This is a genomic window from Paenibacillus sp. FSL R5-0527 (genome assembly GCF_038008055.1).
Taxonomy (GTDB): Bacteria; Bacillota; Bacilli; order Paenibacillales; family Paenibacillaceae; genus Fontibacillus; species Fontibacillus macerans.
In genome coordinates this window covers 3,971,486-3,997,028 of the sequence record NZ_JBBOYI010000001.1, presented here as the reverse complement: position 1 = coordinate 3,997,028, position 25,543 = coordinate 3,971,486, and the positions used below count along the sequence as shown (strand labels likewise).

Sequence of the window (25,543 nt, the reverse complement as noted above, 5' to 3'; positions counted from 1 at the left end):
TTCATGGTATTTGAACGTCTCCATATGTTGACGACGTGACGGTCCAGCCAGGGCGGTCCTCCAGCACGCTCAGATTCGGCAGAGGCGTCTTAGGCGCCGGCGAACCGAAGAGGGCCAGCTTTAACTCGGAGATCGACCACCAGCTGCCCCCCGGCGCCGTCAGGACGATTTTCACGTATCTGGCCTTCTGTTCTTTAAGCGAGACCGCCAGACTTTGCGAATTGCCCGTGCCGCTGGCGGCCGCCTCGTTCCAATTCTCGCCGTCGGCCGATACATATACTTCGTACCCGTGTGCATAGTCGCCCCAGTTCGTGCCGGAGTTCATAAACAGTGTATCAAAGACCTGCTCGGCGCCCAAATCGATTTGCAGCCAGTCGCCGGCCGCTTGGGCTTGTCCCGAAGACCACCGGGTCGACAGATCGCCGTCGATCATGCGGCCGGACGGTTCGGAACTGGAGGAGGCCGTAATCACCCAGTCTGTGCGGTCCAGGTATTGGACGCCCTTCGCGGGGTCCGGACCTTCTACAACCGTGTCCTCCAGCGGATTGACGGCGACGAGCGCTTTGGGGTATACCGTGGCGGAGCCCAATGCACCGTCTTCATTGAAAAAACGAACGGTTTTGGGCGTGTCCCCCGGATTCCAGATCTGCGCGGTGTAGACGCCGTCTTTTTCATAGACCGTTGCCGCCGGATCGTCCGCCCAAATGTCCATCGTTCTTGTGCCCGTCGTTACCATGCTGTGAATAAACCAGTAGGCGTTAAACGCTTCGTTTTGCTGCATATTGCTGGTATCCCACTTGGCCAGCGCCCCTTCCGGATCGCTAATCGATTGGAACGGCCAGATGATATGCTCCCAGGTGCGTTCCGGCGTGCCGCCGAGGTCCGCGATCAGACCGGCGTACAAATCCGCCGTTTTCTGCGGGTCGCGGCCGTAATAGGTCATCCATTCCGCCGGGGGAAGCCAGTGAATGCCGTAAATATGCTCCGGATCCCCGGAAAAATACGTCCCGTACAAATAAGCGCTGCCGTAGACATGCCCTACCGTCGCATGCTTATAGCCATCCGCCCAATTGTCGCGGTCATAGTTGAACCAGTACTGCTCGGCGGCTTTTTCCTCGGTCGTAAAGCCCCAGATCCCCGCATCGCGGTAAGCGTCGTTGCCGGTTACCAAGCCCCACATGTATTCGCCGACCCAGCTGAACAGCGCTTCCCCGGCCGCTTCCTGGTTGTTGCCGCTGCGGTTGTCGGCGTAGCCGCCGGCCCAGGAGTGACCTTCATAAGGATCGAAGTTGCAAAACCAAGGGAATAACTTGTCCGTTCTCGACGGGTTGGCGTAATCGCGGATCAAAAGCTCCGCCATGTCCCCGTAATCCCGCAAAAATTCCTCGTCATACGCGGCGAGAACAGCGGAGGCAAAAATATAATACCCGTACGTAAAATGATGGTCGGTTAATCCGGTATTCACGCCGAATCCGCTGCCGTACGGGAACACGGTCCCCCACGTGTCGTCATAGTGGAAATAGGTCGAATGCGCCTTCTCGTCCGGTGAATACGTGTACCAGTCGGTCAAAATCGTCCGCAGCAAGGCCAGATAATGATCTTTGCGTTCAGTATCGCCGAGCTGGTCGCTGATCAAGACCGCCAGGGCGAGCGGGTGCAGTTTTTTCCCCTGCCAATAAGGTTCATCGACCATCGCTCCGTTCGCCACATCCGCGTCCAGCTGATCGAGATAGGCGGTTAATTGCGCGCGGGAATACGACGGGTCATTAGGCTCCACAAACTGCGGAATGATGCCGTAAAACCGGTCCTGCGTCGTAAACGTATTGCCTGCGCTGACTTTCAGCAGACCGCGGATCGAAGGATACGTCAGATCGGTCAGCGGCGTGGCAGCGATCTTCCATTGATGCGGCAGCAGCGCCATCAGCGTCTCCGCAGAAAAGCCCGGCCGTTTCAGCTCGGTGATCGATTCGAAGCGAGTGGTTACGAGCAATTTTGCCTCATCATATTCGTATTCAACCCGCGTATCCGTGACGAAGGCGTACGCATGCCGGTAATAATCGCTCAGTTTCTCCGCAGACGGCAGCGCCGCCAAAGACAGATAGCTTTCGCCTTGTCCCAGCTTGATTTTGATCGTGTTTCCAAGCTTCATAAAGACCGTTCCCTCAGGAGCAAACACCCCGTAGTTGCGCACAAAGGTTTGCGGCACAGGCGCTCTGTCCTTATTGGTCACTTCGATGCCGATATGGTCGGCCGTCAGTATATCCCCGTCATTCAGCAGGATCGGCCGATTGTTGTCATCGTACAACCGGGTGATGACCGGCGATTGGAGGATCACGGCATCCGGGTTCTCGTAGGTGTTGTACAGGAACGGCGACCCCTTCACAAACGTCGTGGTCATCTTGGCCGTCTCGTCATCGCTCATCACGACGCTCGCGGAAAAATCCCCGTAGCCGGAAATTTTCGTGACCACGGCGGCCGGATTGATGTTGGCCAGAGACAGAATCAAATCCGGATCGCCGTCGGCGTCGATCGAGCCGCCGTCCGCCGAAGCATAACCGGCCCCAGGGTTCAAAATGTTCAGGCCCTGCTTGGTGTAGCGGTTTTTCAGCGGGAGCGTGATCAGGCTGTTGCCGCCGCCCAGGTTTTCGACCAGGATCGATTGCCACCAGTCGTTGGATGGAATCGGGGCCTTGACGTCCGCGGTGCGGTATTTCGGATTTTTCGGCGCCAGCATCGTCACATCGTTGATTTCGTAGCTGCCCGCTCCAACCTCCACCGAAGAGACCGCCGGGATGTCCGGAATGTCGTAGGTCGATTTCGGATCGCCTTCGCGGTAAGCGTACACGCCGAACTCGTACAGCGAGTATCCGTTCGTGGAGCCGCGTCCGAGCCCGGCCATTTTGACGTAACGGGCCTTCGCGTAGACCGGAATCGTCTCCGTTCCTCCCGAGCCGGTCAGCTGCCGGTACACGGTGGTCCAGCTTTGGGCGTCATCCGACACCTGGATGTCGTAAGCTCTGCCGTAGGCGGCTTCCCACTTGAACGACACGCTGCCGATTTCGCTGGATTGGCCCAGGTCCACATAAATCCATTCGTTATCGGCGTAGACGGACGACCAGCGGGTATCGCCGTTGCCGTCGGTGGCATTCTTGGCCAAGTAGTTCCGTTCTTCCATCTTGGCTTTGTCTTCGGGCGATCTGCTAGGCTCGTCGATCTCCAGCGAAGACGCCGTTACCGGCTTGCCTAGCGCCAGGTTGACGGCCTCCGGTTTAGGCGGCGGGTTGACGCCGCCGGTGCCGAATACGCTGAATTCCCAAATCGATACGCCGTAAGCCTTTTGGGCGCGGTCCGTGCTGTAGACGCGGACATATCGGCCCTGCTCGGCCAGTTTATCCACTTCGGTCAGCCCGCCTTCGCCTTTGGTCGTGGCATAGACCGGCTTCCAGTGAATTTCGTCATCCGATACCTGAAGTTCAAACGACGTGGCATATGCGTTTTCCCATTTTACGGAAATCTTCGAGATGGATGCACGCTTGCCCAAATCGACGTAAATCCATTGCGGGTCCTTTTGCCATACGCTCTCCCAACGGGTATTTTCGTTGCCGTCGACCGCCATATCCGGCGTATTGCCGCCCAGCGACGATGAACTATAGACCGGTCTGTTTAGAGAAAGCAAATCATCTTGCTCTTGCGCATAAGCAGCCGGCATGGAAAACATCGGAACGCTGCTGATCAGCAACATGACGGTCAACGCAAAATGTACCCAACTCCTGCGAGCCTTCCGCTTGCTCAGGAAAAATATCCTCATGTCCTCTCTCCTTCAATAATTGATCTATGGTGCAGATGCTGATGAAACCAATCAGATCTCCGCTACTCGTCCGTCTTTTGCGGCCTCCCCTCACATCTCCAAAATATTTGGTTGAACCCCATATTATGGAATTTGAATAAATATACAATTTTTTTATCGTCGCATGGTATAACGATATTAATAGAAATATGTAAAAGTTATTATAAAATAGGTAAAAAGAACTATAAAACCGCCGGGAAAATTCGCTCCAGCGGTCCTTTGGTTTATTTCCAAAAATAGTTTGTGGTTCAATTTTTGAAATTCCTTTCTCCTGCGCAAAATAGCACACCTTTTGGGCTTTAGTGCAACGGCTATGTCCCGTTTTTCCGGTCTGAATTTACTCCATACCTGTGAGCTTCTCGCTAACGCGCCAAAGCTTTTTCCAAGCCGTCTTGTCATAGGATTTTCGGGAAGATTTAACTATCCGGTTATGTTCGTCAAAATACCGCCCGGTTGTTCGATCCAGTGAAGGGCTTACCGCAACAAAAGCGTAGGTGTTTGCCATGTTCTCGGGATCCAGGGAGAAACGCCGCTTGATTTGATAGGCCCATCTCATCCACGCCGGCACATGCTGATGCCTGCCCTTATCAATTTTCACGCTTGGCACCCGAATGCAATTTACGCTTACTCCGCTGTCCTTTAGCCGCTCCGCGAGCTCGTAGGTGAACATCACTTGAGCCAATTTGGACTGATAATAGGCGCGAGTGATGGAAAAAGATTTTTCTCCATTCAAATTTTCGAAATCGATCGTCATATCGGGAAAGGCAAGCAACCCCTTCGAAGCAATAGTAATTATCCTGCTGGGCGCGCTTTTTTTCAATAAATCCAGCAGCAAGTGAGTCAGCAGGAACGGACCTAGATGGTTCGTGGAAAATATCTTCTCCACCCCATCCTCGGTCAATTGCGGCTTCTTCAAAGATTGGTCGAAGTTCGCGGCATTATGAATCAGCACATCCAATCTTTCATACCGCCTTGTTACCGTTTCCGCCAGTTGCCGAATGCTTTTCTGAGAAGACAAATCGGCTTGAATCAACTCTACGAAGGAGCTCCCGGATTCACGTTTGATTTCCTCAACGGCGTCAGCCCCTTTAATCGGATCGCGGCAAACGACGATGACCCTGGAACCAAGACTAGCTAACCGCTTTGCCGCGCGTTTGCCGATTCCCGCATTTGCCCCCGTGATGAGAGACACTTTTCCATTCATGTCCGGTAATCCTGCATCCATTGGATTCAATGCTTTCACCCATCCCTTAAATAAAATGAAACAATATCCTAAATTCGTTTCATAATTCACAACCTAATTTTATATAAATTTTGAAACGAAATCAATAATTTGTTATAATATTTCCTGAGGTGAGCTTGTGTGAACGGCTTTGAACGAAGAGCGAACTTTAAGAAACAACACATCATTCAGGTAACCCGGGAACAATTTAAATCCCAGCCCCCTTCAAAAATTTCCGTTCGGGACATAGCCAAAAAAGCCAAAGTATCTGTCGTCACTTTATATAACTATTTTCAAAGCAAAGAGGGGTTAGTTCAGGAAGGCGTTCGTACCATTTTATCGGAACAACTGGAGCAGATGGAACGAGTGATGAGATCCTCAGACCCCTTTCCTCAAAAACTGCAACAACTTATCATGGCTAAAAACGCCTTGATTACGCATTTCAGCCCTGAGTTCCTTCAGGAAATGCGAAAGGACAAGGGGCTAGCCGACCTGGTGAATAACGAGTTTCTGGAAAGAACTCGAAAACTTGTTGAAGACTTTATAGAGGAAGGTAAAAGAATCGGTGAACTTTCGGAGGATATGCCAAGCCGCTTTATATACAAGCTGCTGGAACTTTTTCGCAAAGATATCTCATCGGAAAACAGCATCCTTTTAGATCATGACGAATTATCCAGCCACAAATGGATATTGCACGCGCTTTTGTATGGGATAACCCGCAGGGTATAGGGGCGTTTGGGCATTTATTTTCGCTCGGAGTACCCATCTTTTATTTCAAACCGGCCGAGGCCGGAAAAACGCCGGAAAAACTGAACCTGCCCACCCCGGCCACCGTGACCTCCACGGGATAAAACCGCGCTTGCGTGCGGTTGGAAAAAAACCATTCCCGCTCATTCCGGACGACGATCAAAAGTCCCTGTTCATCCCCGACCGGAGTGAATTCTTCGGAAGCCTCCCGCCAGTTGGGCAGTCCGGCCGCATTCAGCTTACTTACCAGTGACAGGGTTTCCTCGGCCACGATACCGATCTCGCTAACGCTCATCACGTCACGAGCCGTAAACGCATGATCAATCGCGCTCGCCAAATTATGCCTGGCGATGAACTCCACAATGTTGCCGGCCGGGTCCTCAAAATAAACGGAATGGGCGTTCCAAGAGGTGAAGAACACCTCATTGTCGCCCTCTTCCTCAATTAAAGCCACTTTGGAAGCCGCCCACGATTTCACTTCGGTAAATTTATTCTCCGGCACATTCATAGCGAAATGGTAAAACGGCTGCTCTCCCGCAACAGCCGCTTTGAACGTCAACAAAGTCGCCCCGGCCCGGATCGTAAAGCTGTCTTCCTCCTGTTCCGCAAGCTCGAAACCGAACCGGTCGCCATAAAACGCTTGCGTCTTCCGGAGTTTTGACGGACTGACTTCAAAGACTACGCGCTCGAAAATCATGCTCCCATCTCCTTTCCCCGGTGCAACTTCAACCTATGCTTGGCCCGCCAGGCTTTATAAGCTTTCCAGAAACTCTCTGATTTGCCCCGGGGTTTTGGCGAATTTGCTGTGCAGATGGGCGAGCTTTTCCCCGTTTTTGTAGACGAGCAGGCTCGGGATGCCCCGAACTTGATTCGCTTCGGCAATCGGTTGGAACTCTTCCGCGTCCATGGCATAAAACTCTTTGTCCGGATGCTCCGCGATAATATCGCCGATAAAGCGGTCCAGGTTTTTGCAATCCGGGCACCATGTCGTATCGAATTTAATAACGGTAAATTGGTCTCTTTGAGTCAGTTGTTCAAATTGTTCGGCGGATTGTACTCTCTCCATGCGGATCCTCTCCTTTTAAGGCGAATAATGATTAAAATTTTATATATGTGTTGTCTCTATTATATACGATTCGGCCGGAATCACCTAGTTTTTGAGAGCCGGGTAACCGCGGACCGTGTTACAATGAGTCAAAAAGGAATGGAGATGCTCATCCGATGATCATCACGATTTTATTGTTTGTGGCCGCGGGTTTGGCGGAAATCGGCGGAGGGTATTTGGTCTGGTTATGGCTGCGTGAATCTAGGCCTCTATGGTACGGTATTGTCGGCGGGCTTATTTTGGTGGCGTACGGCATCATTCCTACGCTGCAGAACTTTCCCTCCTTCGGGCGGGTGTATGCGGCTTATGGAGGCGTGTTTATCGCATTGGCCGTGCTTTGGGGCTGGTGGGTAGACAAAAAAACGCCCGATCTCTACGATTGGGTCGGAGCCGTGATCTGCCTCGTCGGCGTGTCGGTGATGTTGTGGGCGCCGCGCCATTGATGGCATGGTTCCGTGATGCGTAATGCCATGATGCTATAAATAGCGTGATACCGTAATGCCTGATAGCAAATCCCCCGCGCTGGCCGCGTTATGCATGAAAAACGGTTTTTGCCGCACCCTAAATTTTAGAATACATACCTGCATCGGCATAAGGAAGGTACCTATGAATTTGTCATCTATCGCTTCGGCCATAGCGCCGATAAATTGCAAAGGGGAGTCTGGGAAGGCAAGCCGTTGATCTCGCCGGAGTTGGTCTCGCAGTCCGTCAAGCCGGCGATCGGCGTCGAGGCCCCCCGCCGCGGCTGTTATGCCTGGCATTGGTGGACGGATACCTGGCTGCCGGCCGCAGGCCCGAGGGAGGACAACATCACTTCCGCTTCAGATCCAGCGCGGGATGGCGGCCGCTTCACCGCTTCCTCCTCCCCCGCTTTCGATTATTTTTATGCTCGCGGCTACGGCGGAAATTTTATTTACGTCATCCCGAGTCTGGAAACGGTCGTGGTGCTGACCGACGACAAGCGCAAAAGAGACCGGCCGCCCGCCGACGTATTCCGGCAGTTGATTGCACCGTATTTGTTATAACTCAACTTTCGCACCAGGTAATTGGCAAATCAGCGTTGATGTAACCGGGCGAAGCGACTATCCGGATCCTGAGTTGATATGGGGGCTTACTGAGCTTACCGAAGTTGAGTTATAAATCCTCAATGGGTTCAACGAAATAAAGAAATGCGCGGGTGCGTAAAGAAGCGCGAAAAATCTAACGGTTGTGAGCGACGCTATTCGGCTAAAAACGAGGGGTTACAAGATGTAACGGTTGCCAGAGAGCCTATTTCCCTTTTTTTCGCAGGTAAAGGGGCTGTTTCGCCTAAATAAGCGCGCCTACAACCTTTAGAAAAGAAACCTTCGTTTTTTCGGCCGATTAAGCGCTATGACAACCGTTAGCAAGCGCGATTTCTCAAGCATGCTTCAGCTCTCCAACGCTTCCTGCGTGATCCGCTTGATATCGATCGGCGACATGCCCCCCTCGTTCACCATGTCGGTTAAAATTTCGCTTAAGAAATAATCGACGCATTTCAGCTTGATATTTTTGATTTTCATCAAAGCTTCGCGGTACATTTTGACGAACTCTTTTTCCGTATTCCCTCTTTGCATTTCGGCAAACGCCTCGTAGACTTGATCCAGCTTGTCGGCGACCTCCAGAATCAGTCCCTCGACCGAATCGTCCTTGCCTTCGCGCAATTGGTTGCGGAAAATATCCTTAAATTCCTCGGGGATATGTTCTTCAATAAAATGGTGGACCATGCCCTCCTCGACTTGCAGGATCAGATTGCGCAGCTCCTCCGAGGAATGTTTGACCGGCGTTTTAATATCGCCGATAAAAATCTCTCCGTAATCGTGGCTGCTCGTGATCTCGTAAAGCTTCTTCCAATCGATTTGCGCGCCATGGCGTTCTTCGATATCAGCCAGCGTTTTGGCGTACTGCACGACTTTCCAGGAGTGCTCGGCCACGCTGTGTTCCTCGAACTTGAATTTTCCCGGACAGCGATAAATTCGCTCCAATTCGTTCAGCGACCGAAAGTAAGTATGAATGCCCATTTTATCAGCCATCCTTCTCTTTAGATATATAACTCTTAGTATAGACAGAGAATGTTAACGAATAATCAAATCCGGCATGCTTCCCAAAAAAAGAGCTACGCTCCGGAGACAATAATATCCCCGGAACATAGCCCCGATATGAATGCATGACGTCGATCATGGCCGCTGCCATTTCAAATATGGATAGCCGCCCGCGTCGATCGCCCAGGTCGATGTGAAATTCCAGCCTGAGGACGCAAACGTGGATTGCTGCTGCATTTCCGCCGTTGTTTTCGGCATGCCTTTGCCGGTGTCGGTTTGCCCGGTGGCGTCCGAGTCGTAATAAGAGCCGGTTACCGTGCCGCCGTCGGCTGCGCCGATAAGACCGCCAAGCTGAACGGCGTTGCTATAGAAACTTCCGGCAGCATAGGAATTGAGGACTGCTCCTCTGTTTATGCCAAGGAGACCGCCTGCAGTAGAACTTGCTCCCGTTATGTTGGCAAGCGAATAAGAATCGGTGATCGTACCGGAATTAGTACTGACCAGCCCGCCTAAATTGGCGCCGTTGATGAACAGTTCCCCGCTGGAATACGATTCCGTAATGGAGGAAGCGGCGCCGGTTGCGCCAACAAGTCCACCCAAATAGTAAGTTGCGTTAAGATTCACGGCGGTGGCCGAAGACCTGTTAAGAGTCCCTGCTGCCATGTTCCCTATGAGACCACCGGCGAACCACAAATTTTCGGATGTTCCATCAATGGTTACATTTTCCGCATGAACTCCGCTTACAGTTCCGGTGTTCATATAACCGACCAACCCGCCAACGTACATATAACCTAAAACGTTCACGTCGCTCAGATTCAGATTCGTGATGGTTGCCCCGTCGATATAACCAAACAATCCTATCGAAGCACCACCAGGACGAAGAGAGGTTAAGCGGCGAATCGTAAATCCTTGGCCGTCCAGGGTCCCCGTGAAGCCGGCGTTACTGATACCGATCGGCGTCCATCCCAAGCCGCCGCTGTAGCCGCTAAGATCGATATCGCCGCCCAAAACGAAATGACCGTCCAAATGATATCTGACACTATCCAGTTGGGCCGCCGTGGTAATGACATACGGTGTATCTGCCGTTCCATCGCCCGCGGAAAAAGCTCGGACCGTAATGGGGGAACTTGCGGCCGAAGGCAGCGAACCCGCCGTGAATTGCAGCGTCACCGTAGAGTCGCCGCCCACCAATCCAAGATCGGTAAAAGAGGCCCTACCGTCTCTCGTTTGAACGGATGTCGTCCCCGTCAACGCGGCAGTCTCTCCGCTTACGCTAACTCCGACGCTCAAGCTGTCTTTGGCCGGATTGCCGTAGGCATCCATCACTTCAACAATGGGCTGAACCGCGAAGGTCTCCCCGCTGGCCACGGAACCGCTTGGCTGCGTGGCGATTTGAAGCTGCGCCGCGGCCGCTGGGGCAATCGTTATCGCGAATTCATCCGTCGGGACAACAACGCCTTCTACGGCAAACGCCAACCGCTGTAAATCTGCCTTATTCAAGGCAAAGGTGAAGGTCGCTTCGCCGTCCGTAAACAGAATGTCCGCTTCTCCCGAAGAACCTGTTAAGATCGTACCGGCCAGCGTGCCGTAACTGCCGTCCGGCGCTTGTTCGACCCCGCTGATCGTGATTTTTTTCGTGCCGGAGAAGCCGGTATCCAAGCTGCCGTCGGATTTTTCGACCCGCAGGGTGACGTTGATTTCCGTGCCGGCAACCGAATCGCCAGGTGTGGCGCTCAGCGCCGCCCGGTATGCCGGCGCGGCTGCCGGCGGAACCGAAACCTTGACCGGAATCCGAACCGACAAACCCTGGTAAAGCGCAAAAATCGAGGACTCTCCTTCGCCAAATGATGTGAAGACCCCGTTTTCAAAGGTTATGATCGTTGGGTCCCAGCTATATAGGGCCGCTTCGGTTACATCGGCCTCCGAGCCGTCACTTAGGAGCGCCTTCAGCGTCAAACGGGCCTGCTCGCCTAAGCCGTCAAATTCCAGTTTCTCGGGACTGTACACGAGCTTGGTCACCGTCGGCACGGGAGTTCGCGGAGCCGTGACCTTGACCGGAATCCGGACCGTTAGCCCTCCGTATTTTGCGCCGATCCAGGTTTCGCCTTCGCCTTGCGAATTTGCCTTCCCTTGAGCGACGGTCGCTACCGCTTCATCCTCGCTATACCAGTCAGCCGTTTCGGTTGCCTTGACCTCCGTGCCGTTGCTCAGCACCGCCGTCAACGCAACGCTGATCTCATGGCCTACACCGTCAAATTCCAGTTTCTCGGGACTATACACGAGTTTGGTCACCGTCGGTTCAGGATCGGGCGGATCGGGCGGGTTCGTCGGTGTCGTTGAACCGCCTCCGCTATGCGACCGTCTGCCGCTTCCCCCCTGCACTTCGTAGCCCAAAATCTTCTGCAGAACCTGACCCGGCCCCTCGAAAGTAACCGGGCTGCTCAATACCGCAACGATGATTTTTGTGCCTTGCGCCAAATAAACCACGTTGTTTATGGCTCCGCTCAGAACTTCAAGCCGGCCGATTTGTCCGGACAACAGCTCCAAGCGAATTCCGGATGCGGCTACCCGGACGGTTTCAGCTTCGCCGCGGAGCTGCACCAGCGATGACTTTGCCGCTTGCGACGCGACATTAATAAGCACAAAACCTTGCCCGCCGCCGCTCATTTCGTGTTCTTCGAGAATCGCTCCCGAAAACAGATCCGTCGTGTCTATGGTCGTATCGCCGGAGGCCACGATCCGGACTTTGCCGTCCTCTTTGTTTACGACCAGTTGATTTGCTGCCGTATCCCACAGATTCACGCTGTTGATTCCGCCGCCGATAACACGAAGTTGTCCCTCGACGGTGACGCCCCGCAAATGGATCACCCCCGAGCCAATGTCCTCCGCTATCGTCAGGTTGCCCTTAACGACGGTATTTTGCAGCGTAACCCCATCGGCCCGGATTGCCGCGTCGCCGGAAATTTCCGCCGTTCCCTCAGAAGGGCCATACACGCCGGGCCGATCCATGTCGCCGGATAAGCTTTCGCTTTTTTCGGCCTTTTGGATCGCCGCGAATATGCGGTCGAGCGTTACGGCCGCCTCAGCGCGGGTGAGCGCCGTTGCTCCGCGGAACGTGCCGTCGGGATAGCCGTTCATCCACCCGGCACCCACGACGGCGCCGACGGCATCTTTGCTCCATGCCGGAAGCGAGTCCGTAAACGAAGCCGCCTCATCCGCCGGCTCCAGCTGGCCCAGCCGGCCGAGCATCACGGCCGCTTCGGCTCTCGTCACCGCCGCATTCGGCCGGAGAGTTCCATCAGCGGAGCCGGTGATGTAACCTTGCCGGACCGCGGCGGCGGCAGCGGCGGCGTACCATGCCGCCGGCTTCACGTCGGCAAAAGCCAGCGTTCCCGCTTCGGCGGCCAACCCGAACCGCCCGTTCACCATCGCCATCCACTCCGCCCGCGTGACCGGCTGATCGGGTCTGATCTTCCCGTCCGCATAGCCGGAGATGAGCCCCTGCTCAAGCCAGCGGGACAAGACTTCTTCGGCCCAATGGCCCTGAAGATCCGCCGGAAGAGCCGAAGCGGCAAGCGCGCGCCAGGGAACGGACAGCGGACTTGCGGGGATCATCAGCAGCACGGCAAGCAGGAACAGCGCTGCTCTATGTTTTATACCAATATTCATCACTTCTCTCCTTTTAGATAACTAGTATCTATTAATAATAACTATCAATAAAGAGTATAAAAAAGGGAGGCGCCAATGGGAACTATTTCTTTAAAAATTGAAACATTTTTGAATCATTCGATCAACTACGCCGCTGCCCGGTTTTGGAGCAGTCGGCTGACTTTTTCCACAGCTTTACCATGGAGACTTTCGGCAGTACGGTCTTCACAAAGGCGAACAAGCCTATGCTTGGCGTAAGCTGGCGGAGCGTTACTATTTTTTAACCGGTGTTTTCCTGCTGCTGCAAGCACTTTTTGGATCTGTGTTGTATAGTATTAGTATTGGCCTATTTTTGATTGCTACAAGGAGTTCGCTAGAGTATCGGTGGATATTCAAGCAAACAAAGGAGGTTATCCATGAAAAAAAGAAACATGATACGCATCGCCATTGCGGCGTTTTGGCTTAGCGGAACGTTGGGGATTCTTGCCAAGTACAGGGGGGATGTGCGGGATATTTTATGGATCAACTTGACCGGCTTCTGCGCCGTGCTCCTCTTTTTGAGTTTCCTCTTTACATATATTTTGCGCAGAATGAGGCCGAAGAAAGAAGGCTTTCATAAGATCGAATATTTATTCCCGGCGTTTATCGCCCTGATGTCGCTCTATCCGTTGCTCATGCTGGGCAGCCTCACCGCGGACTTTATTCAAGGTCCCGTGATCAAGGAAGCGGTCATCGCGGACAAATGGGACCCGCGGCGGGGCAGCGATCAAGCGAAAACGACGGACGGTGAAACATTCGATTTCGCCAGTAAAGAGTTAAAACTGGAAATCGGGCGCAAATACCGGCTGAAAGTGCTGGACCGGGCAGGAATCATCATCAGCGCGGAAGAATTGCCGAAATGAAGATGGCCAAACAGACAGCTTTACATCTTCCCCCTACCCCTAACCGTGGTCTCCGGATCATAAGCACATAAAGTGCCGCTATTTTGAAGACAGGCGGTTGGCCGTATTCATTGAAGTGTCGCGCAACCCGGACAATGGATACCGCTCATTCAGCCCGGCGCAGATCCGCCGGATTCTTATCATCGGGATGCTGCGCACAGCGGTGTGGTCGCTGGACTTCATCAAGGAAGTGATCCGGGAGCTCGATCACAACAATCTGGAACAGGCGCGGCGGATGGCCAGAGATTCGCTGCAGTACCTGAATGGGGTTAACTGCATGCGCATGCGCGGCATCCGCTATTTGGACCGGCTGATCGAGCTGCAGGAAGACGAGGAACAAAAAGGAACTTAGGGGCGATCCGCAGAGTCATCAGACCGAAAAAGCCGATCGCCCCGCGGCCGGCGCTTATGGCATCACCGCGTTCAGGGCCAATACCCCCAGCAATCCGCAAACCGCCAGTATGGTCGTATAAACGGATCTTGATTTGATCGCATCCAGCAGCGACAGGTTAAAGTATTCCTTGTACATCCAGAAGCCCGGATCGTTGACATGGGAAAAAATCACGCTGCCCGAGGTCGTAGCCAGCACCATCAGCTCCGGACTGGCCCCGCTCATGCCCAGCAGCGGCAGCACGATGCCGGAAGCCGTCATCACGGTAACCGTGGCCGACCCCAGGGCCAGCCGCAGCACGGCGGCGATAATCCAGGCGAGAATCAGCGGCGAAATGTCAAGGCCGGTCATTATATTTTTGATATAATCGGCAACTCCGCTGTCCACTAGCACCTGCTTGAAGGCGCCCCCGCCGCCGATGACGAACATAATGGTGGCGATCGATTTTAGCGAGGCGCCGACGCTGCCCATGATCTCCTTCATTTTGCGGCCGCGGGCAATCCCGAACGTATAGATGGCGATCAGTACCGAAATCAACAGCGCAATCCCCGATTCCCCAAAGAATGCAATGATTTTAAAGGCGCCGGAATCCTGCGGCATCACCATTTCGGCAACGGCCAGCACCGCCATGAGCACAATCGGCACGAGCGCGGTGAACAGGCTGACGCCAAAGCTCGGCATTTCCTCCTCCTTAAACTCCTTAGTGTTGTACAGTCCCTCCGGAATCGCGGGATTCATGGCGCGGATCAATTTCGTTTTCGAGAATAATATCCCCGCAATGATCGCCGAAGGAATGGCGATGACCAGCCCAAGCAGCAGCGTCTTGCCCATACTGGCGCCAAACACGCTGGCCACGGCCGCCGGTCCCGGATGGGGCGGCAAAAAGCTGTGCGTTGTGGACAAAGCCACCGCCATCGGCAGGCCGATATACAACAGATTCACCTTCATCCGCGAAACAATCGTAAAGACAATCGGAATCAGCAGGATGAAGCCGATTTCAAAAAACAGGGTAACGCCAAGCACAAAAGCGGTAATCAGAATCGCCCACTGCAATCTTTTTTCGCCGAATTTGGCGGTCAGCGTCATGGCGATCCGCTGCGCGGCGCCGCAATCGGCCATCAGTTTGCCGAGCATTGCGCCGAAGCCGATGATCAGCGCCAAATGGCCAAGCTGCCCGCCGATCCCCTCTTCCACCGAATTCACCACATCCGAAAACGTCAGGCCGTTCAGCAACCCGACCACAATCGCGACAAGCACCAGCGAAATGAAGCCCTCGAGCTTAAAACCCACCATCAACACAAGCAATAGCGCCACCCCTAGCGCAACGATTAACAACGGCATCGTCTATTCCTCCAATCGTCCATTCTGTGGTTAAGTGAGTTAATCCGGGTTAAGCATGTAAGCACTTTCCGCTTTCCAAACACAAACATATCTCCTCCCTATGACATAATCGAAACTTTCCAGTAAGCGCTTTCAATCAAATGCCTGAGCAATGCGCAGATTTTAGCTTCCCCTGGTTGTAACTCTTCTTGGAAAATTGCCCTGATGCGCATACCTCTTGTCAAAATATCTTGATCATTGCTGCTCCAAGGTCATCCCGCTCTCCGGTATAGTTAAAATATAGCAGCATGTTCCTTGGTTCACATTGTTTGCCCATCCAAAATCGGCGGCGCATTTCAGCAGGAAAATTGTGCTGCGGAACAAGGGTTTGCGGGGCCGTTCAGGCCGGAAACAGCCGAGAGCGGACCTGAGGCTCCTTCATTACTCCTGCAGCCGTTCGAAAGTAAGCAGCAGCTTCATTTTGACGAGATCGTTGAATTTGCGGTAATCCAGCTGCAGCAGCTGGGATATTTTATCCAGCCGGTAAAACAAGGTGTTTCTATGCACGTGCAGTAAGCCCGCGGTTTGCTTCACATTCAGGTCGCAATCCAGGAATGTGCGCAGCGTCAGCTTGTACTCCTCATTGAGCGTTTGGGGGAACAACCCGTATTTTTGCAAAAATTCCGTCCTTGCTTCCGGCGGCACCATCTCAAGGTACGGAACGATTCCCCAATCGTCGATCAAGCTGGCGCTCTGCGGCTGCCGTCCGAATTTTCGGCTCAGGCGTATGCAGCGGCGGGCTTCGGCGTAAGATTGCTTGTACCCCGCAAGACCTCTGCGCGGGCGTCCGACACCGATACAGTAGCGGTAGCCCCGCCTGCGCAGGCAAGCTTCAATTTTGCCGACCAGGGGCTGGAGGAAATCGCTTACGGGAATGGCGATAAAAAAAGCGCCGTCCTCCACATAGGCGTACAGCGCCTGCATACTGACCATCGCCTTGAGATCGTTCAAAAACTGCTCCTTACGCTCACCTGTTTTCTGCAGCATCTCCCCGCTGATCGTCTCGTCCGGCCATTTCATCTCTTCGATCTCCACGACCATCACACTGCGTTCGGCGTTGACGTCGATCTGCAGCGTACGGGCCGTCATCCGCAGCTTCTTTTCGGAAAATTCATACGGGCTGATCAGCTCCATAATAAAGCTCTCAAGCACCATCTTACGGAAGTGCAGCTGCTTGTTCATATGAATTTGCTGCAGGAGCGCCTCCACGTTCATCTTGATGATCTTGCCGAATCGGTACACCTCGTCAGGATTGCCGGTGATCCCGACAACGCCGACAATATTCTCCTGAAATTCAATCGGCAGGTTGACTCCGGGCTTGGAGCCCGGCAGACTCTGGCATTCCGCTTCGCCGATCAGCACCTGCTTCCTCGAGCCGAGCACCTGCAGCGCGCCTTCATGCAAACTGCCGATCCGCTCCGTTTCCCCGCTGGCGACGATAACCCCCTGGTCGTCCATAATGTTGATATTAAACTCCATGACAGACATCAATTGGACCACAATAGGCAAGGCCAGCTCGGTCGTTATTTTCATCCGAATCCCCTCCAGGCGTAAAAATAGCACAGGCCAACTATTGTTGTTACAATAGCTGGCCCGGCTCCCTGCATGATTCATCATCACAGGCAGGTTCCATACCTAAGTGTTTGATTTGTTATTGAGTTTGGCTTGACCGAATAGCCCCAAGCCCTTCCAGAATCGCCCTGAGCTTGCCTTGATTCTCCACCGAGCAAGAAGTATTGGGCAAAATCGGCTTGCCTGCCTGGAGTCCGATCAAATTGACCGCATCCTTCGTCGCCACCGGGAAGCTTCCGAGGTTCCAGGCCATCCGCAGCGGAGCCAGCTTGTACTGAGCCTCCAGGGCCCCCTGGATGTCGCCCGCCATGAACTTGTCGTAAATTTCCACGACCAGCCGCGGCACCACATTGGCGGTTGACGCCACGCAGCCGGCGCCCCCGTAGACAAGCGTGCTTAAAATCATGATGTCCCTGCCCGCCAGCACCTTAAATCCCTTGGCTCTGGTGCGGCGGATGTATTCGGCGGTCAGCGTCTGATCGCCGCTGCTGTCCTTGACTCCGACGATATTCGGAACTTCGGCCAGCCGCTCCAGCAGGGCGGAGGTAATGTAGTTGCCGACTTTGTCCGGGTTGTTGTACAGCAGTACAGGCAAGGAGGTTGATTCCGCAATTTTCTTAAAATGGTCAAACAGTTCATCCTGTGTCGGCGAAATAAACATCGGGGGCAGGATCGAGATCGCCTGAGCGCCGAGCTCTTCGTATTTGCGGGCCTGCTTTATGCCTTCCCGCGTGGAGATCGCCGCGATTCCCGCATAGACGGGAACGCGCCCCGCGCTTTGCTGGACTGTAACCGCAACTACCCGCTGTTGATCCTCCGGGTCCAACCCGAAAAATTCGCCGTTGCTGCCCAGCGCCAAAATACCGTGTACGCCGCCTTCGATCACATGATCGACAATGCGGCGCAGCCCCTGTTCATCGAGCCGTTCTTCGTCGTCGACCGGCGTGACGATCGGGGGAATCACTCCGCGGATAAAACTCGTATCCATGTCATCGCTCACCTCACTAATCATCGTTTGACTTCGGTATGGGCCAGCTTCTCATAATGGCGAATCAGCGCCCCGTGATCGGCGGTCCCGAGGCCGTCGGCTTTGAGCGCGTGCATCATTTCCAGCACCGAGGCCGTCAGCGGCAGCGGCACCCCGATTTCATGGGAAGTTTCCAGCGCGTTCGTTAAATCCTTGATATGCAGGTCAATGCGGAAGCCCGGGTCAAACTTGCGGTCCATCACCAGCGGCGCTTTCGCCTCCAGCACCGTGCTTCCCGCCAGGCCGCCGCGGATCGCCTGAAATACCAGCTCGGGTTCCACGCCGGCTTTGCTTGCCAGCACAAACGCTTCGGACATGGCCGCAATATTGAGAGCAACGATCACCTGGTTGGCCAGTTTAGTGATATTGCCGGAGCCGGCGTTGCCCGTATGGACGACCGAGCCGGCCATCGCCTTGAGCAAGTCATAGTTTTGCTCGAACACTTTTTTGTCGCCGCCGACCATGACGGACAAGGTGCCGTCGATCGCCTTTGGCTGGCCGCCGCTGACCGGGGCGTCCAGGAAAGGAATGCCCCGCTCCGCCAGTGCCGCCGCCACTTCGCGGCTGACCAGCGGCGCGATAGAACTCATGTCGATGACCACGGCTCCGGCTTTGATCCCTTCGATGACGCCGTTTTCGCCAAGCACGACCTCTTTGACCTGCGGCGAATTCGGCAGCATGGTGATGACGGCATCCGCCTGCCCGGCCACTTCTTTGGGCGAAGCGGCAGCCTTCGCTCCGGCCGCTTGCAGCTCCTTCACCGCCTCTCGGTTGCGGTCCATCACCACCAGGCTGTAGCCCGCCTTGATCAGGTTGAGGCTCATCGGCTTGCCCATGATTCCCAGTCCGATAAATCCGATTGTCTTCATCTTTGTTTCTCCTCCCGTTTTATAGTCAGCCTTCCTAGCCAAGCTTCATAGTCAGCCTTCTTAATAGCCGTCCTTCTTATAGTCAGCCTTCCTATCAGCCAACTTTCCTATCAGTCAGCTCTTTTTACAATCATCGCACAAGACAAGGACGCTTGTTGTCGAATTTCCAGTCCGGTACAAGGTACTGCATCGCCGCGGAATCGTCCCGCGCGTTCAAGCCCATGCTGTTGTACAAGTTGTGGGCCTGCTCGATCCGCTCCATATCGATCTCCACGCCAAGCCCCGGCTTCTCCGGCAGCTCGATCATGCCGCCGGCGATTTGGAACGGTTCCTTGGTAAGACGTTCGGCGCCCTCCTGCCAAATCCAATGCGTGTCGATCGCCGTAATTTCACCCGGAGCCGCCGCGGCCACATGCGTGAACATCGCCAGTGAAATATCGAAATGATTATTGGAATGCGAGCCCCAGGTGAGCCCCCATTCGCGGCACATTTGCGCCACCCGCACCGAGCCCTGCATCGTCCAGAAATGCGGATCGGCCAGCGGGATGTCCACCGACTGCAGCGAGATCGTGTGCGCCATCTGCCGCCAATCCGTGGCGATCATGTTCGTGGCCGTCGGCAGGCCGGTTTGTCTGCGGAATTCGGCCATAATCTCGCGGCCGGAATATTCCCCTTCCGCGCCGCACGGGTCCTCGGCGTAGGCAAGCACATCGTGCAGGTCGCGGCACAGGCGCACGGCGTCCTTCAGCAGCCAGCCGCCGTTCGGATCAAGCGTAATGCGCGCATCCGGGAACCGCTCCGCCAGCGCGGTGACAGCCTCGATTTCCTCCTCGCCGCGCAGCACGCCGCCTTTGAGCTTAAAGTCTGCAAAGCCGTATTTGGCGTAAGCGGCTTCGGCCAGCGCCACAATCGCTTGCGGCGTCATCGCTTCTTCATGGCGCAGACGGTACCAGGCCACCTCGCTGTCCGGCTCGGAGGCGTAGGGCAGATCCGTTTTGGTGCGGTCTCCCACATAAAACAGATACCCGAGCACATTCACCCGCTTGCGCTGCTGGCCTTCGCCGAGCAACGAGGCGACCGGAACGCCCAGGTACTGGCCAAGCAGATCGAGCAGGGCGGCTTCCACGGCGGTAACGGCGTGAATGGCGACGCGCAGGTCAAAGGTTTGCTGCCCGCGCCCGGCGGCGTCCCGGTCCGCAAACGCCGTCCGCATCCGGGCCAGGATCTGGTTATAGGTGCCGATGGACTGCCCGATCACCAACGCGCGCGCATCCTCCAGCGTCCGGCGGATGTTCTCCCCGCCCGGCACCTCGCCGGCCCCGGTATGGCCGGAGCTGTCTTCCAGGATGACGATGTTGCGGGTAAAATAGGGGCCGTGCGCGCCGCTTAAATTCAGCAGCATGCTGTCCCGGCCGGCGACCGGAACCACCCGCATTCCAGTAATGACGGGCGTGCCATGCAGTACCGGATTTTCTTGTTTGGCTGTTTGATTCAACATCTCGATTCTCCTTTCAAGTGATTAGAGCTCCCCCGAAGCGCGCGCTGCCTCTCCCCGGATTCCGGAGCCGTAATGCTGCGGAATGAGCATAGCGCGCAAAACGGAGGAAACGGCGTGGCGGATATTGGCCGGCGCCTGGGCGATGGCCTGGGCAAGCGTCATCGGAGCCTGGGTGGCTCCTACCACCACGTCAATGCCACTGTCGTACATGCCGCGGACTTCCGCGTCAATTCCGCCCGAGACGCAAATCACCGGCTTGTTGTGCAGCTTGGCCAGTTTGGCCACGCCGGCGGGCGTTTTGCCGAACGCCGTCTGGGCATCGGTATGCCCTTCGCCCGTCAGGACGAGATCGGCATCGCGGACCTCCTCCGCAAATCGCGCGGCTTCCATCACAATGTCGATTCCCCGGGCCATGCCCGCGTCCAGGAAGGCGATCAGTCCCGCGCCGAGACCGCCCGCCGCCCCGGCTCCGGCGACGCCGGCGATATCGACGCCAAGCTGCTCGCGAATGATCCCGGCCAGATGCCGCAGGCCGGCGTCCAGCCTGGCGACCATCTCCGGCGTGGCGCCTTTTTGCGGGCCAAAGACGCACGCGGCTCCCTGCTCCCCGCAAAGCGGATTGGTCACATCGCTGGCGATCGTAATTTCGCAGCCGGCAACGCCGGGATGAAGCCCCGCCGTATCGATCGAGGCGATCCGCTGCAGTTCGCCGCCGCCGAAGCCGATTTCCGCGCCCGCCGCGTCCAGAAAGCGCACGCCCAGCGCCTGGGCCATGCCGACGCCGCCGTCATTGGTGGCGCTGCCCCCGATGCCGACGATCAGCTGCCGGCAGCCTGCGTCCAGCGCGGCCTTGATAAGCTGTCCGGTGCCGTAGGTCGTGGCCGTCAGCGGATTTCTCCGCTCCGCCGGAACCAGCGTCAGCCCCGATGCGGACGCCATTTCAATGACGGCGGCACGCCCCTCGTCGAAGATGCCGTACTCGGCGATCACAGGCTCGCCCTGCGGGCCGACCACCTCCAGTTTTCGGCATTCGCCGCCGACGGCGCTGAGGATCGCTTCCACCGTACCTTCGCCGCCATCGGCAATCGGAATTTTACGGATCACCGCTTCGGGCAGCACTTCCAGTACGCCCTGTTCCATACAGTCCGCTACCGCCTTGGAGCTGAGACTGCCTTTATACGAGTCGGGCGCAATCAAAATTTTCATTCCATCACTCCTACCGTCTCTCTTTGCCTGCAACCAAAATCCCCACAGCGAAAATAAAAGCCTAAGCTGATGACGCTTTCATTTTTGCCGTAAAAACACGGGACAGACGCTATGTAGCTTCGGATTGGCAGCATGGCTCGGTCCGCGCTTGCCTTACTTTGCCGGGAATCCCGGCGCTGCCCGGACCGCCTTGCTTTATCCGCATGACTTCACTATACACTCTTGTACTGTTTTTCACATTGGTCCGCACTCACAAAGTTTTTTCGCTTTTTCCCGGTAAAATTGGGCTTTGGCACAATGCCTCGCCGGCAAAAAATAGGCCGCCTATCCCGGATAGTCGGCCCTGTTCAGGTGAATAAAGACGGCTGTTCATGTAACGGGCGCAGGATTGAACAGGCTTATCGCGTTATGCAGCCCCCAGTGCTCGGCCCAAGTTTGCTTGCGCCCGCTGGCCACGTCCAAAATGAATCTGAAAATCTCCCAGCCGACGTCTTCGATCGTGGCCTCGCCGCCGGCGATCCGCCCCGCATTGATATCGATTAGGTCAGGCCATTGCTCGGCCAATGAGTCGCGGCTCGCCACTTTAATGACAGGCGCCATCGCCAACCCGTAAGGAGTACCCCGGCCGGTCGTAAACACTTGCACATTGATGCCGGAAGCTAGTTGAAGCGTCCCGCACACAAAATCGCTGGCCGGCGTCGCGGCAAAAATCAGCCCTTTTTGCGCCGCCTTTTCACCGGGGGCCAGAACCGCCGTGATCGGGCTGCTGCCGGATTTGACGATCGAACCCAGCGATTTTTCCACAATGTTCGCCAGGCCTCCTTTTTTGTTTCCGGGCGTCGGATTGGCGCTCCGGTCGGCCTGACCGCGCTGCAAGTAGGCGTCGTACCATTCCATCTCACGGATCAGCGCCCGACCGACCTCCTCGTTTACAGCCCGCGGCGTAAGCAGATGAACGGCGTCGCGAACCTCGGTGACTTCGGAGAACAGCACCGTCGCCCCGGCGCGCACCAGCAGATCGGCGGCATAACCGACGGCCGGATTCGCCGTGATGCCCGAGAAGGCGTCGCTTCCGCCGCATTGCAGGCCGACCGTCAAACCGGAAGCGGGACAAGTGACGCGCTTGCGGCGGTTTAATCTTTCCAGCCGTGCTTCCGCCATCTCCATAATCGCTCGAACCATAGGAATAAAGCCTTGATAATCCTGGAGCGAAACTATTTTGGAAGCGTTGTCTTTATCCGTTATGAGACGATCCGGCTGCAGCTTCTCACAGCCTAAGCCGACAACCATCAGCTCGCCGCCGAAATTCGGATGAGCCGCGATGTTCCGAAGGGTGCGGATCGGGATTTCCGCATCAGGGGCCTGGATCGCCACGCCGCAGCCATACGTATGATGGATCGCCACCACATCGTCTACCTGCGGATATTGGGGAAGCAGCTCTTCCTTAATCCGCTTTACCGCATAATCGAGCACCCCCGACACGCACTGTACGCTCGTCGTGATCCCGAGGATATTTTTGGTGCCGACGCTGCCGTCCGGATTGAGGTATCCCTCGAACGTAAAGCCTTCAAGCGGCGGCTGGGGCGGCGGCACTTTGGTGGCGAGCGGCAGCTCGCGGAGCAACGGCGGCGTCGGAAGTTCGATGAACGACTCGCTCACCCAACTGCCTCGCGGGATAGGGCGCACCGCGTAGCCGATAATTTCACCGTAACGAACGACGGCTTCTCCCTGGGCCACATCCGCCAAGGCAACCTTATGCCCCTGCGGGACACGCTCCGTTAACCTAAGGCCGCAAGGAAATACGGTGCCTTCGGGCAAACCTCCCGCATTCACAATGATCGCCACATTATCTTTTTCATGAACCTTAATGTACAAAGGAGCATCACTATGTAAATCATTCATCTGAACAGCCTCCTTACTCTTCCGCATGACTTCACTATACTCCCTTGTACTCTTTTTCACATTGGTGCCCAACCCAAAGTTTTGCGGTTTTGACCAACAAAAATTTGGACTTCCGCACAATAATTCGTAATCTGCAATTTGCAATCCGCGCCCGCTTAGCGTTCATCCTCCCGCGTTCTGCGTCCCGGCTGCATAGTTTATCGGTTTTCATGGGAAGAAGGACGGCCCAATGGGAGCAATTCGCATGCACATTTGCATTTCTTGGGATTGTCCTCTCTTCACCCGCATCTGAATTTTATATCTCAAAAAAAACCGCCAGAGCGGTTTCGTCCGTCCGGCGGTTTTCATTAAATAATATCCAGCGGGACCTTCCGGTCCGGCGGCGGAAAAGCTTCATCGAGCGCGGCGATTTCCTCCTGCCTGCGCCGGGGACTGTCGCCGATGCGCCATGTGCCCTGGCCGAGGGCGGCCATTTCCGTACCGTCGCCCAGCCTAACGTGTCCGATGGCTGTCTCCCGGATCAAGCCGGTTTGGTCCCGGCGGCTAATATTTTCGCCTGCGTTCATTTCCGTAACCTCCATTCGCGGGTTGGACCCATTCTATAACTTGCAATAAACTTACCACACGAACTCGTCTCCTGCATTGTGCGGCGGCCCAAAAATGGTCAAGTGCTCTTGCATCCCATATGGAAATAAGGCAGCATCCTCATTCTAACCCATTCAGCTTTTCAACGCGGTGGACTTGGACTGAAAAAATAAGAGCAAAAATTGGCGTTAATTCGGCAATGCCCGTTCATTTGAGAGAAATAGAGGTAATTTATCCCGTTATTTTTCCCTACCGCAAGAAAATGACTTGTTCCGGACCATTCATAGGAAAATAAGTACATAAAATGCCGCTAATGAGCTGAACATGCTAGGTCCCCAAATAATAAGTACATAAAGTGCCGCTATTTTGTAGGCCGAGCGGTTGGTCGTTCCAATAGCCGGCTGTAGAGCGCCGATCTCCAGGTTGAGCCTGCGGTTGGCGGTAGTATTTATTGCGATAAGAACGTCTATCCTTATCGGCCGCTTCTTTCGGCGTCAAGACATTTTAACAAGGACAAGCGCAGGAAAATGTCAGCTAACCTCTTCCTCCTCCCGGACCAGCGGAACAAACCTACCGTTCACCTGCTCGGCCAGCGAATGCGGATCCAGTTCCATCTGCAGCCCGATTTTGCCGGCGCTGACCAGCATGGTATCCAGGCTTTCGGCCGAGCTGTCCAGGAAGGTGGGATACAGCTTCTTCATCCCTACCGGCGAACAGCCTCCGCGCACGTAACCGGTCCGCTGCTGCAGGTCCTTTAGCGGCAGCATCTCCACCTTTTTGACCCCGGCGGCTTTGGCCGCCTTTTTTAAATCGAGCTCTGCGGCGACCGGGATGATGAACACAAAAATCGCCGTCCCTTGATGGGCGACCAGCGTTTTATAGACCTTCTCCGGCGGCTTGCCGATTTTGTCCGCGACTGCGGTCCCGTGAATCTGTCCATCTTCCGGGTCGTACGCGTAAACTTTGTATGGCGTTTTGGATTTATTGAGCAATCGCAAGCCGTTCGTTTTGACGTCTGCCATACTTTTGCCACTCCTTTTTCTCGTTTTCTGTCTTAACTATATATCCTACCACCCTTAGACGCCGATAAACAGGTAACGATCCAAAATATGCTAACTGCCATTTTTGTGTTTCGATAGCTTGTTTGCTAGTGGGATTTTCCCATCCAGGGTATACTCTAATAGCCATTTTTCCTTTTGTAGTGGCTGTTTTAAGGATATTTTGTTTTACAAGAACTTCTTTTGGAAAAACGAATTGTCCAAAATTATTATTACTAGTAAAAGTATTGATAACCGATAAATCAGTAGCCTTTTCATATGAAAAGGCTTGGTTTTTATGATCTCCATCTTTTTCCCAAAAAGCAACAAACTGCCCTATCTTGTTAGGTGTTATTTTTGCGACTCTAAATCTGACCGATTTTGAATTTAGTTGAAACATACTTCTACGATCAGACAGAAGTGGTGTTTCATTGTTATAGACCATCAGCCCGACCTAAATCAACTGCCAGATCAACACTTACTGTCCGGGCGCTTTGCACGATTAT

General features: G+C 54.8%; 20 protein-coding genes and 1 pseudogene. 5 read left to right on the top strand and 16 right to left on the bottom strand.

What is annotated here, in order from left to right; translation table 11 throughout:
- Nucleotide 1: 1 nt before the first annotated feature.
- Both NYE69_RS17525 and NYE69_RS17520 read right to left on the bottom strand, forming a co-directional pair.
- Entirely contained in the window at nucleotides 2–3,808 is a 3,807-nt protein-coding gene (locus tag NYE69_RS17525) for a discoidin domain-containing protein (RefSeq protein ID WP_340927223.1), read from the bottom strand.
- A 376-nt stretch (nucleotides 3,809–4,184) separates the two neighbouring features.
- Nucleotides 4,185–5,051 carry an SDR family oxidoreductase gene (locus NYE69_RS17520; protein ID WP_340927222.1) on the bottom strand — a complete coding sequence of 289 codons (867 nt, stop codon included), beginning with the start codon at nucleotides 5,049–5,051 and terminating at the stop codon, nucleotides 4,185–4,187.
- A 159-nt stretch (nucleotides 5,052–5,210) separates the two neighbouring features.
- On the opposite strand from NYE69_RS17520, the gene NYE69_RS17515 reads away from it, so the two are divergent.
- Nucleotides 5,211–5,798 (top strand): TetR/AcrR family transcriptional regulator, encoded by a 588-nt coding sequence (locus tag NYE69_RS17515; RefSeq protein WP_340927221.1) that lies wholly within the window; start codon nucleotides 5,211–5,213, stop codon nucleotides 5,796–5,798.
- 40 nt (nucleotides 5,799–5,838) lie between these two features.
- On the opposite strand, the gene NYE69_RS17510 is transcribed toward NYE69_RS17515, so the two are convergent.
- Entirely contained in the window at nucleotides 5,839–6,513 is a 675-nt protein-coding gene (locus tag NYE69_RS17510; protein ID WP_340927220.1) for a VOC family protein, read from the bottom strand.
- A gap of 54 nt (nucleotides 6,514–6,567) precedes the next feature.
- On the bottom strand, nucleotides 6,568–6,882 hold the full coding sequence (locus NYE69_RS17505; protein ID WP_340927218.1) for a thioredoxin family protein: 315 nt from the start codon (nucleotides 6,880–6,882) through the stop codon (nucleotides 6,568–6,570).
- Between the two features lie 155 nt (nucleotides 6,883–7,037).
- On the opposite strand from NYE69_RS17505, the gene NYE69_RS17500 reads away from it, so the two are divergent.
- Together NYE69_RS17500 and NYE69_RS17495 are read left to right on the top strand one after the other, a co-directional pair.
- On the top strand, nucleotides 7,038–7,364 hold the full coding sequence (locus tag NYE69_RS17500) for a YnfA family protein (RefSeq protein ID WP_036623656.1): 327 nt from the start codon (nucleotides 7,038–7,040) through the stop codon (nucleotides 7,362–7,364).
- 234 nt (nucleotides 7,365–7,598) lie between these two features.
- A complete protein-coding gene (locus NYE69_RS17495) occupies nucleotides 7,599–7,946 on the top strand; it encodes a hypothetical protein (RefSeq protein ID WP_340927217.1) in 348 nt (115 codons plus the stop codon).
- 384 nt (nucleotides 7,947–8,330) lie between these two features.
- Here NYE69_RS17495 and NYE69_RS17490 read toward each other — a convergent pair whose 3' ends face one another.
- Together NYE69_RS17490 and NYE69_RS17485 are read right to left on the bottom strand one after the other, a co-directional pair.
- Entirely contained in the window at nucleotides 8,331–8,960 is a 630-nt protein-coding gene (locus NYE69_RS17490; protein WP_036623657.1) for a YfbR-like 5'-deoxynucleotidase, read from the bottom strand.
- A 156-nt stretch (nucleotides 8,961–9,116) separates the two neighbouring features.
- Nucleotides 9,117–12,650, bottom strand: a complete 3,534-nt coding sequence (locus NYE69_RS17485) for an S-layer homology domain-containing protein (protein WP_340927216.1) — start codon at nucleotides 12,648–12,650, stop codon at nucleotides 9,117–9,119.
- Nucleotides 12,651–13,045: 395 nt separating this feature from the next.
- On the opposite strand from NYE69_RS17485, the gene NYE69_RS17480 reads away from it, so the two are divergent.
- Both NYE69_RS17480 and NYE69_RS17475 read left to right on the top strand, forming a co-directional pair.
- A complete protein-coding gene (locus tag NYE69_RS17480; protein ID WP_340927215.1) occupies nucleotides 13,046–13,531 on the top strand; it encodes a hypothetical protein in 486 nt (161 codons plus the stop codon).
- Between the two features lie 97 nt (nucleotides 13,532–13,628).
- Nucleotides 13,629–13,922, top strand: coding sequence for a hypothetical protein (locus NYE69_RS17475; protein ID WP_340927213.1), 294 nt, complete (start codon nucleotides 13,629–13,631; stop codon nucleotides 13,920–13,922).
- Nucleotides 13,923–13,976: 54 nt separating this feature from the next.
- Here NYE69_RS17475 and NYE69_RS17470 read toward each other — a convergent pair whose 3' ends face one another.
- The 10 genes and pseudogenes from NYE69_RS17470 to NYE69_RS17425 all read right to left on the bottom strand — a co-directional run.
- Nucleotides 13,977–15,302 carry a gluconate:H+ symporter gene (locus tag NYE69_RS17470; RefSeq protein WP_340927212.1) on the bottom strand — a complete coding sequence of 442 codons (1,326 nt, stop codon included), beginning with the start codon at nucleotides 15,300–15,302 and terminating at the stop codon, nucleotides 13,977–13,979.
- Nucleotides 15,303–15,722: 420 nt separating this feature from the next.
- On the bottom strand, nucleotides 15,723–16,874 hold the full coding sequence (locus NYE69_RS17465) for a CdaR family transcriptional regulator (RefSeq protein ID WP_340927211.1): 1,152 nt from the start codon (nucleotides 16,872–16,874) through the stop codon (nucleotides 15,723–15,725).
- A gap of 118 nt (nucleotides 16,875–16,992) precedes the next feature.
- Complete coding sequence (gene dapA, locus NYE69_RS17460) at nucleotides 16,993–17,901, bottom strand: 4-hydroxy-tetrahydrodipicolinate synthase (RefSeq protein WP_340927210.1); 909 nt, start codon at nucleotides 17,899–17,901, stop codon at nucleotides 16,993–16,995.
- Nucleotides 17,902–17,921: 20 nt separating this feature from the next.
- Nucleotides 17,922–18,851 (bottom strand): 2-hydroxy-3-oxopropionate reductase, encoded by a 930-nt coding sequence (gene garR, locus NYE69_RS17455; RefSeq protein ID WP_340927209.1) that lies wholly within the window; start codon nucleotides 18,849–18,851, stop codon nucleotides 17,922–17,924.
- Between the two features lie 88 nt (nucleotides 18,852–18,939).
- The gene (gene gudD / locus NYE69_RS17450; RefSeq protein WP_340927208.1) at nucleotides 18,940–20,307 is read right to left on the bottom strand and encodes a glucarate dehydratase; all 1,368 of its coding nucleotides are present in this window, start codon (nucleotides 20,305–20,307) and stop codon (nucleotides 18,940–18,942) included.
- A gap of 21 nt (nucleotides 20,308–20,328) precedes the next feature.
- Nucleotides 20,329–21,513, bottom strand: coding sequence for a glycerate kinase (locus NYE69_RS17445; protein ID WP_340927207.1), 1,185 nt, complete (start codon nucleotides 21,511–21,513; stop codon nucleotides 20,329–20,331).
- Between the two features lie 369 nt (nucleotides 21,514–21,882).
- Nucleotides 21,883–23,415 carry a galactarate dehydratase gene (garD, locus tag NYE69_RS17440; protein ID WP_340927206.1) on the bottom strand — a complete coding sequence of 511 codons (1,533 nt, stop codon included), beginning with the start codon at nucleotides 23,413–23,415 and terminating at the stop codon, nucleotides 21,883–21,885.
- 347 nt (nucleotides 23,416–23,762) lie between these two features.
- The gene (locus NYE69_RS17435; RefSeq protein ID WP_340927205.1) at nucleotides 23,763–23,981 is read right to left on the bottom strand and encodes a hypothetical protein; all 219 of its coding nucleotides are present in this window, start codon (nucleotides 23,979–23,981) and stop codon (nucleotides 23,763–23,765) included.
- 549 nt (nucleotides 23,982–24,530) lie between these two features.
- A complete protein-coding gene (gene ybaK / locus NYE69_RS17430; protein WP_340927204.1) occupies nucleotides 24,531–25,022 on the bottom strand; it encodes a Cys-tRNA(Pro) deacylase in 492 nt (163 codons plus the stop codon).
- Nucleotides 25,023–25,104: 82 nt separating this feature from the next.
- Nucleotides 25,105–25,482: pseudogene (locus tag NYE69_RS17425) on the bottom strand (MepB family protein); the annotation flags it as partial.
- Nucleotides 25,483–25,543 lie beyond the last annotated feature (61 nt).

What these genes read in the sequence shown, in the direction of transcription:
- NYE69_RS17480 (WP_340927215.1), top strand. Translation starts at nt 13,046, where the DNA reads ATGAAAAAAAGAAACATGATACGCATCGCCATTGCGGCGTTTTGGCTT.
- NYE69_RS17445 (WP_340927207.1), bottom strand. Translation starts at nt 21,513, where the DNA reads ATGAAAATTTTGATTGCGCCCGACTCGTATAAAGGCAGTCTCAGCTCC.
- NYE69_RS17505 (WP_340927218.1), bottom strand. Translation starts at nt 6,882, where the DNA reads ATGGAGAGAGTACAATCCGCCGAACAATTTGAACAACTGACTCAAAGA.
- NYE69_RS17485 (WP_340927216.1), bottom strand. Translation starts at nt 12,650, where the DNA reads ATGAATATTGGTATAAAACATAGAGCAGCGCTGTTCCTGCTTGCCGTG.
- NYE69_RS17520 (WP_340927222.1), bottom strand. Translation starts at nt 5,051, where the DNA reads ATGAATGGAAAAGTGTCTCTCATCACGGGGGCAAATGCGGGAATCGGC.
- NYE69_RS17500 (WP_036623656.1), top strand. Translation starts at nt 7,038, where the DNA reads ATGATCATCACGATTTTATTGTTTGTGGCCGCGGGTTTGGCGGAAATC.
- ybaK (WP_340927204.1), bottom strand. Translation starts at nt 25,022, where the DNA reads ATGGCAGACGTCAAAACGAACGGCTTGCGATTGCTCAATAAATCCAAA.
- NYE69_RS17510 (WP_340927220.1), bottom strand. Translation starts at nt 6,513, where the DNA reads ATGATTTTCGAGCGCGTAGTCTTTGAAGTCAGTCCGTCAAAACTCCGG.
- NYE69_RS17470 (WP_340927212.1), bottom strand. Translation starts at nt 15,302, where the DNA reads ATGCCGTTGTTAATCGTTGCGCTAGGGGTGGCGCTATTGCTTGTGTTG.
- NYE69_RS17525 (WP_340927223.1), bottom strand. Translation starts at nt 3,808, where the DNA reads ATGAGGATATTTTTCCTGAGCAAGCGGAAGGCTCGCAGGAGTTGGGTA.
- NYE69_RS17435 (WP_340927205.1), bottom strand. Translation starts at nt 23,981, where the DNA reads ATGAACGCAGGCGAAAATATTAGCCGCCGGGACCAAACCGGCTTGATC.
- dapA (WP_340927210.1), bottom strand. Translation starts at nt 17,901, where the DNA reads ATGGATACGAGTTTTATCCGCGGAGTGATTCCCCCGATCGTCACGCCG.
- NYE69_RS17490 (WP_036623657.1), bottom strand. Translation starts at nt 8,960, where the DNA reads ATGGGCATTCATACTTACTTTCGGTCGCTGAACGAATTGGAGCGAATT.
- NYE69_RS17465 (WP_340927211.1), bottom strand. Translation starts at nt 16,874, where the DNA reads ATGAAAATAACGACCGAGCTGGCCTTGCCTATTGTGGTCCAATTGATG.
- garD (WP_340927206.1), bottom strand. Translation starts at nt 23,415, where the DNA reads ATGAATGATTTACATAGTGATGCTCCTTTGTACATTAAGGTTCATGAA.
- gudD (WP_340927208.1), bottom strand. Translation starts at nt 20,307, where the DNA reads ATGTTGAATCAAACAGCCAAACAAGAAAATCCGGTACTGCATGGCACG.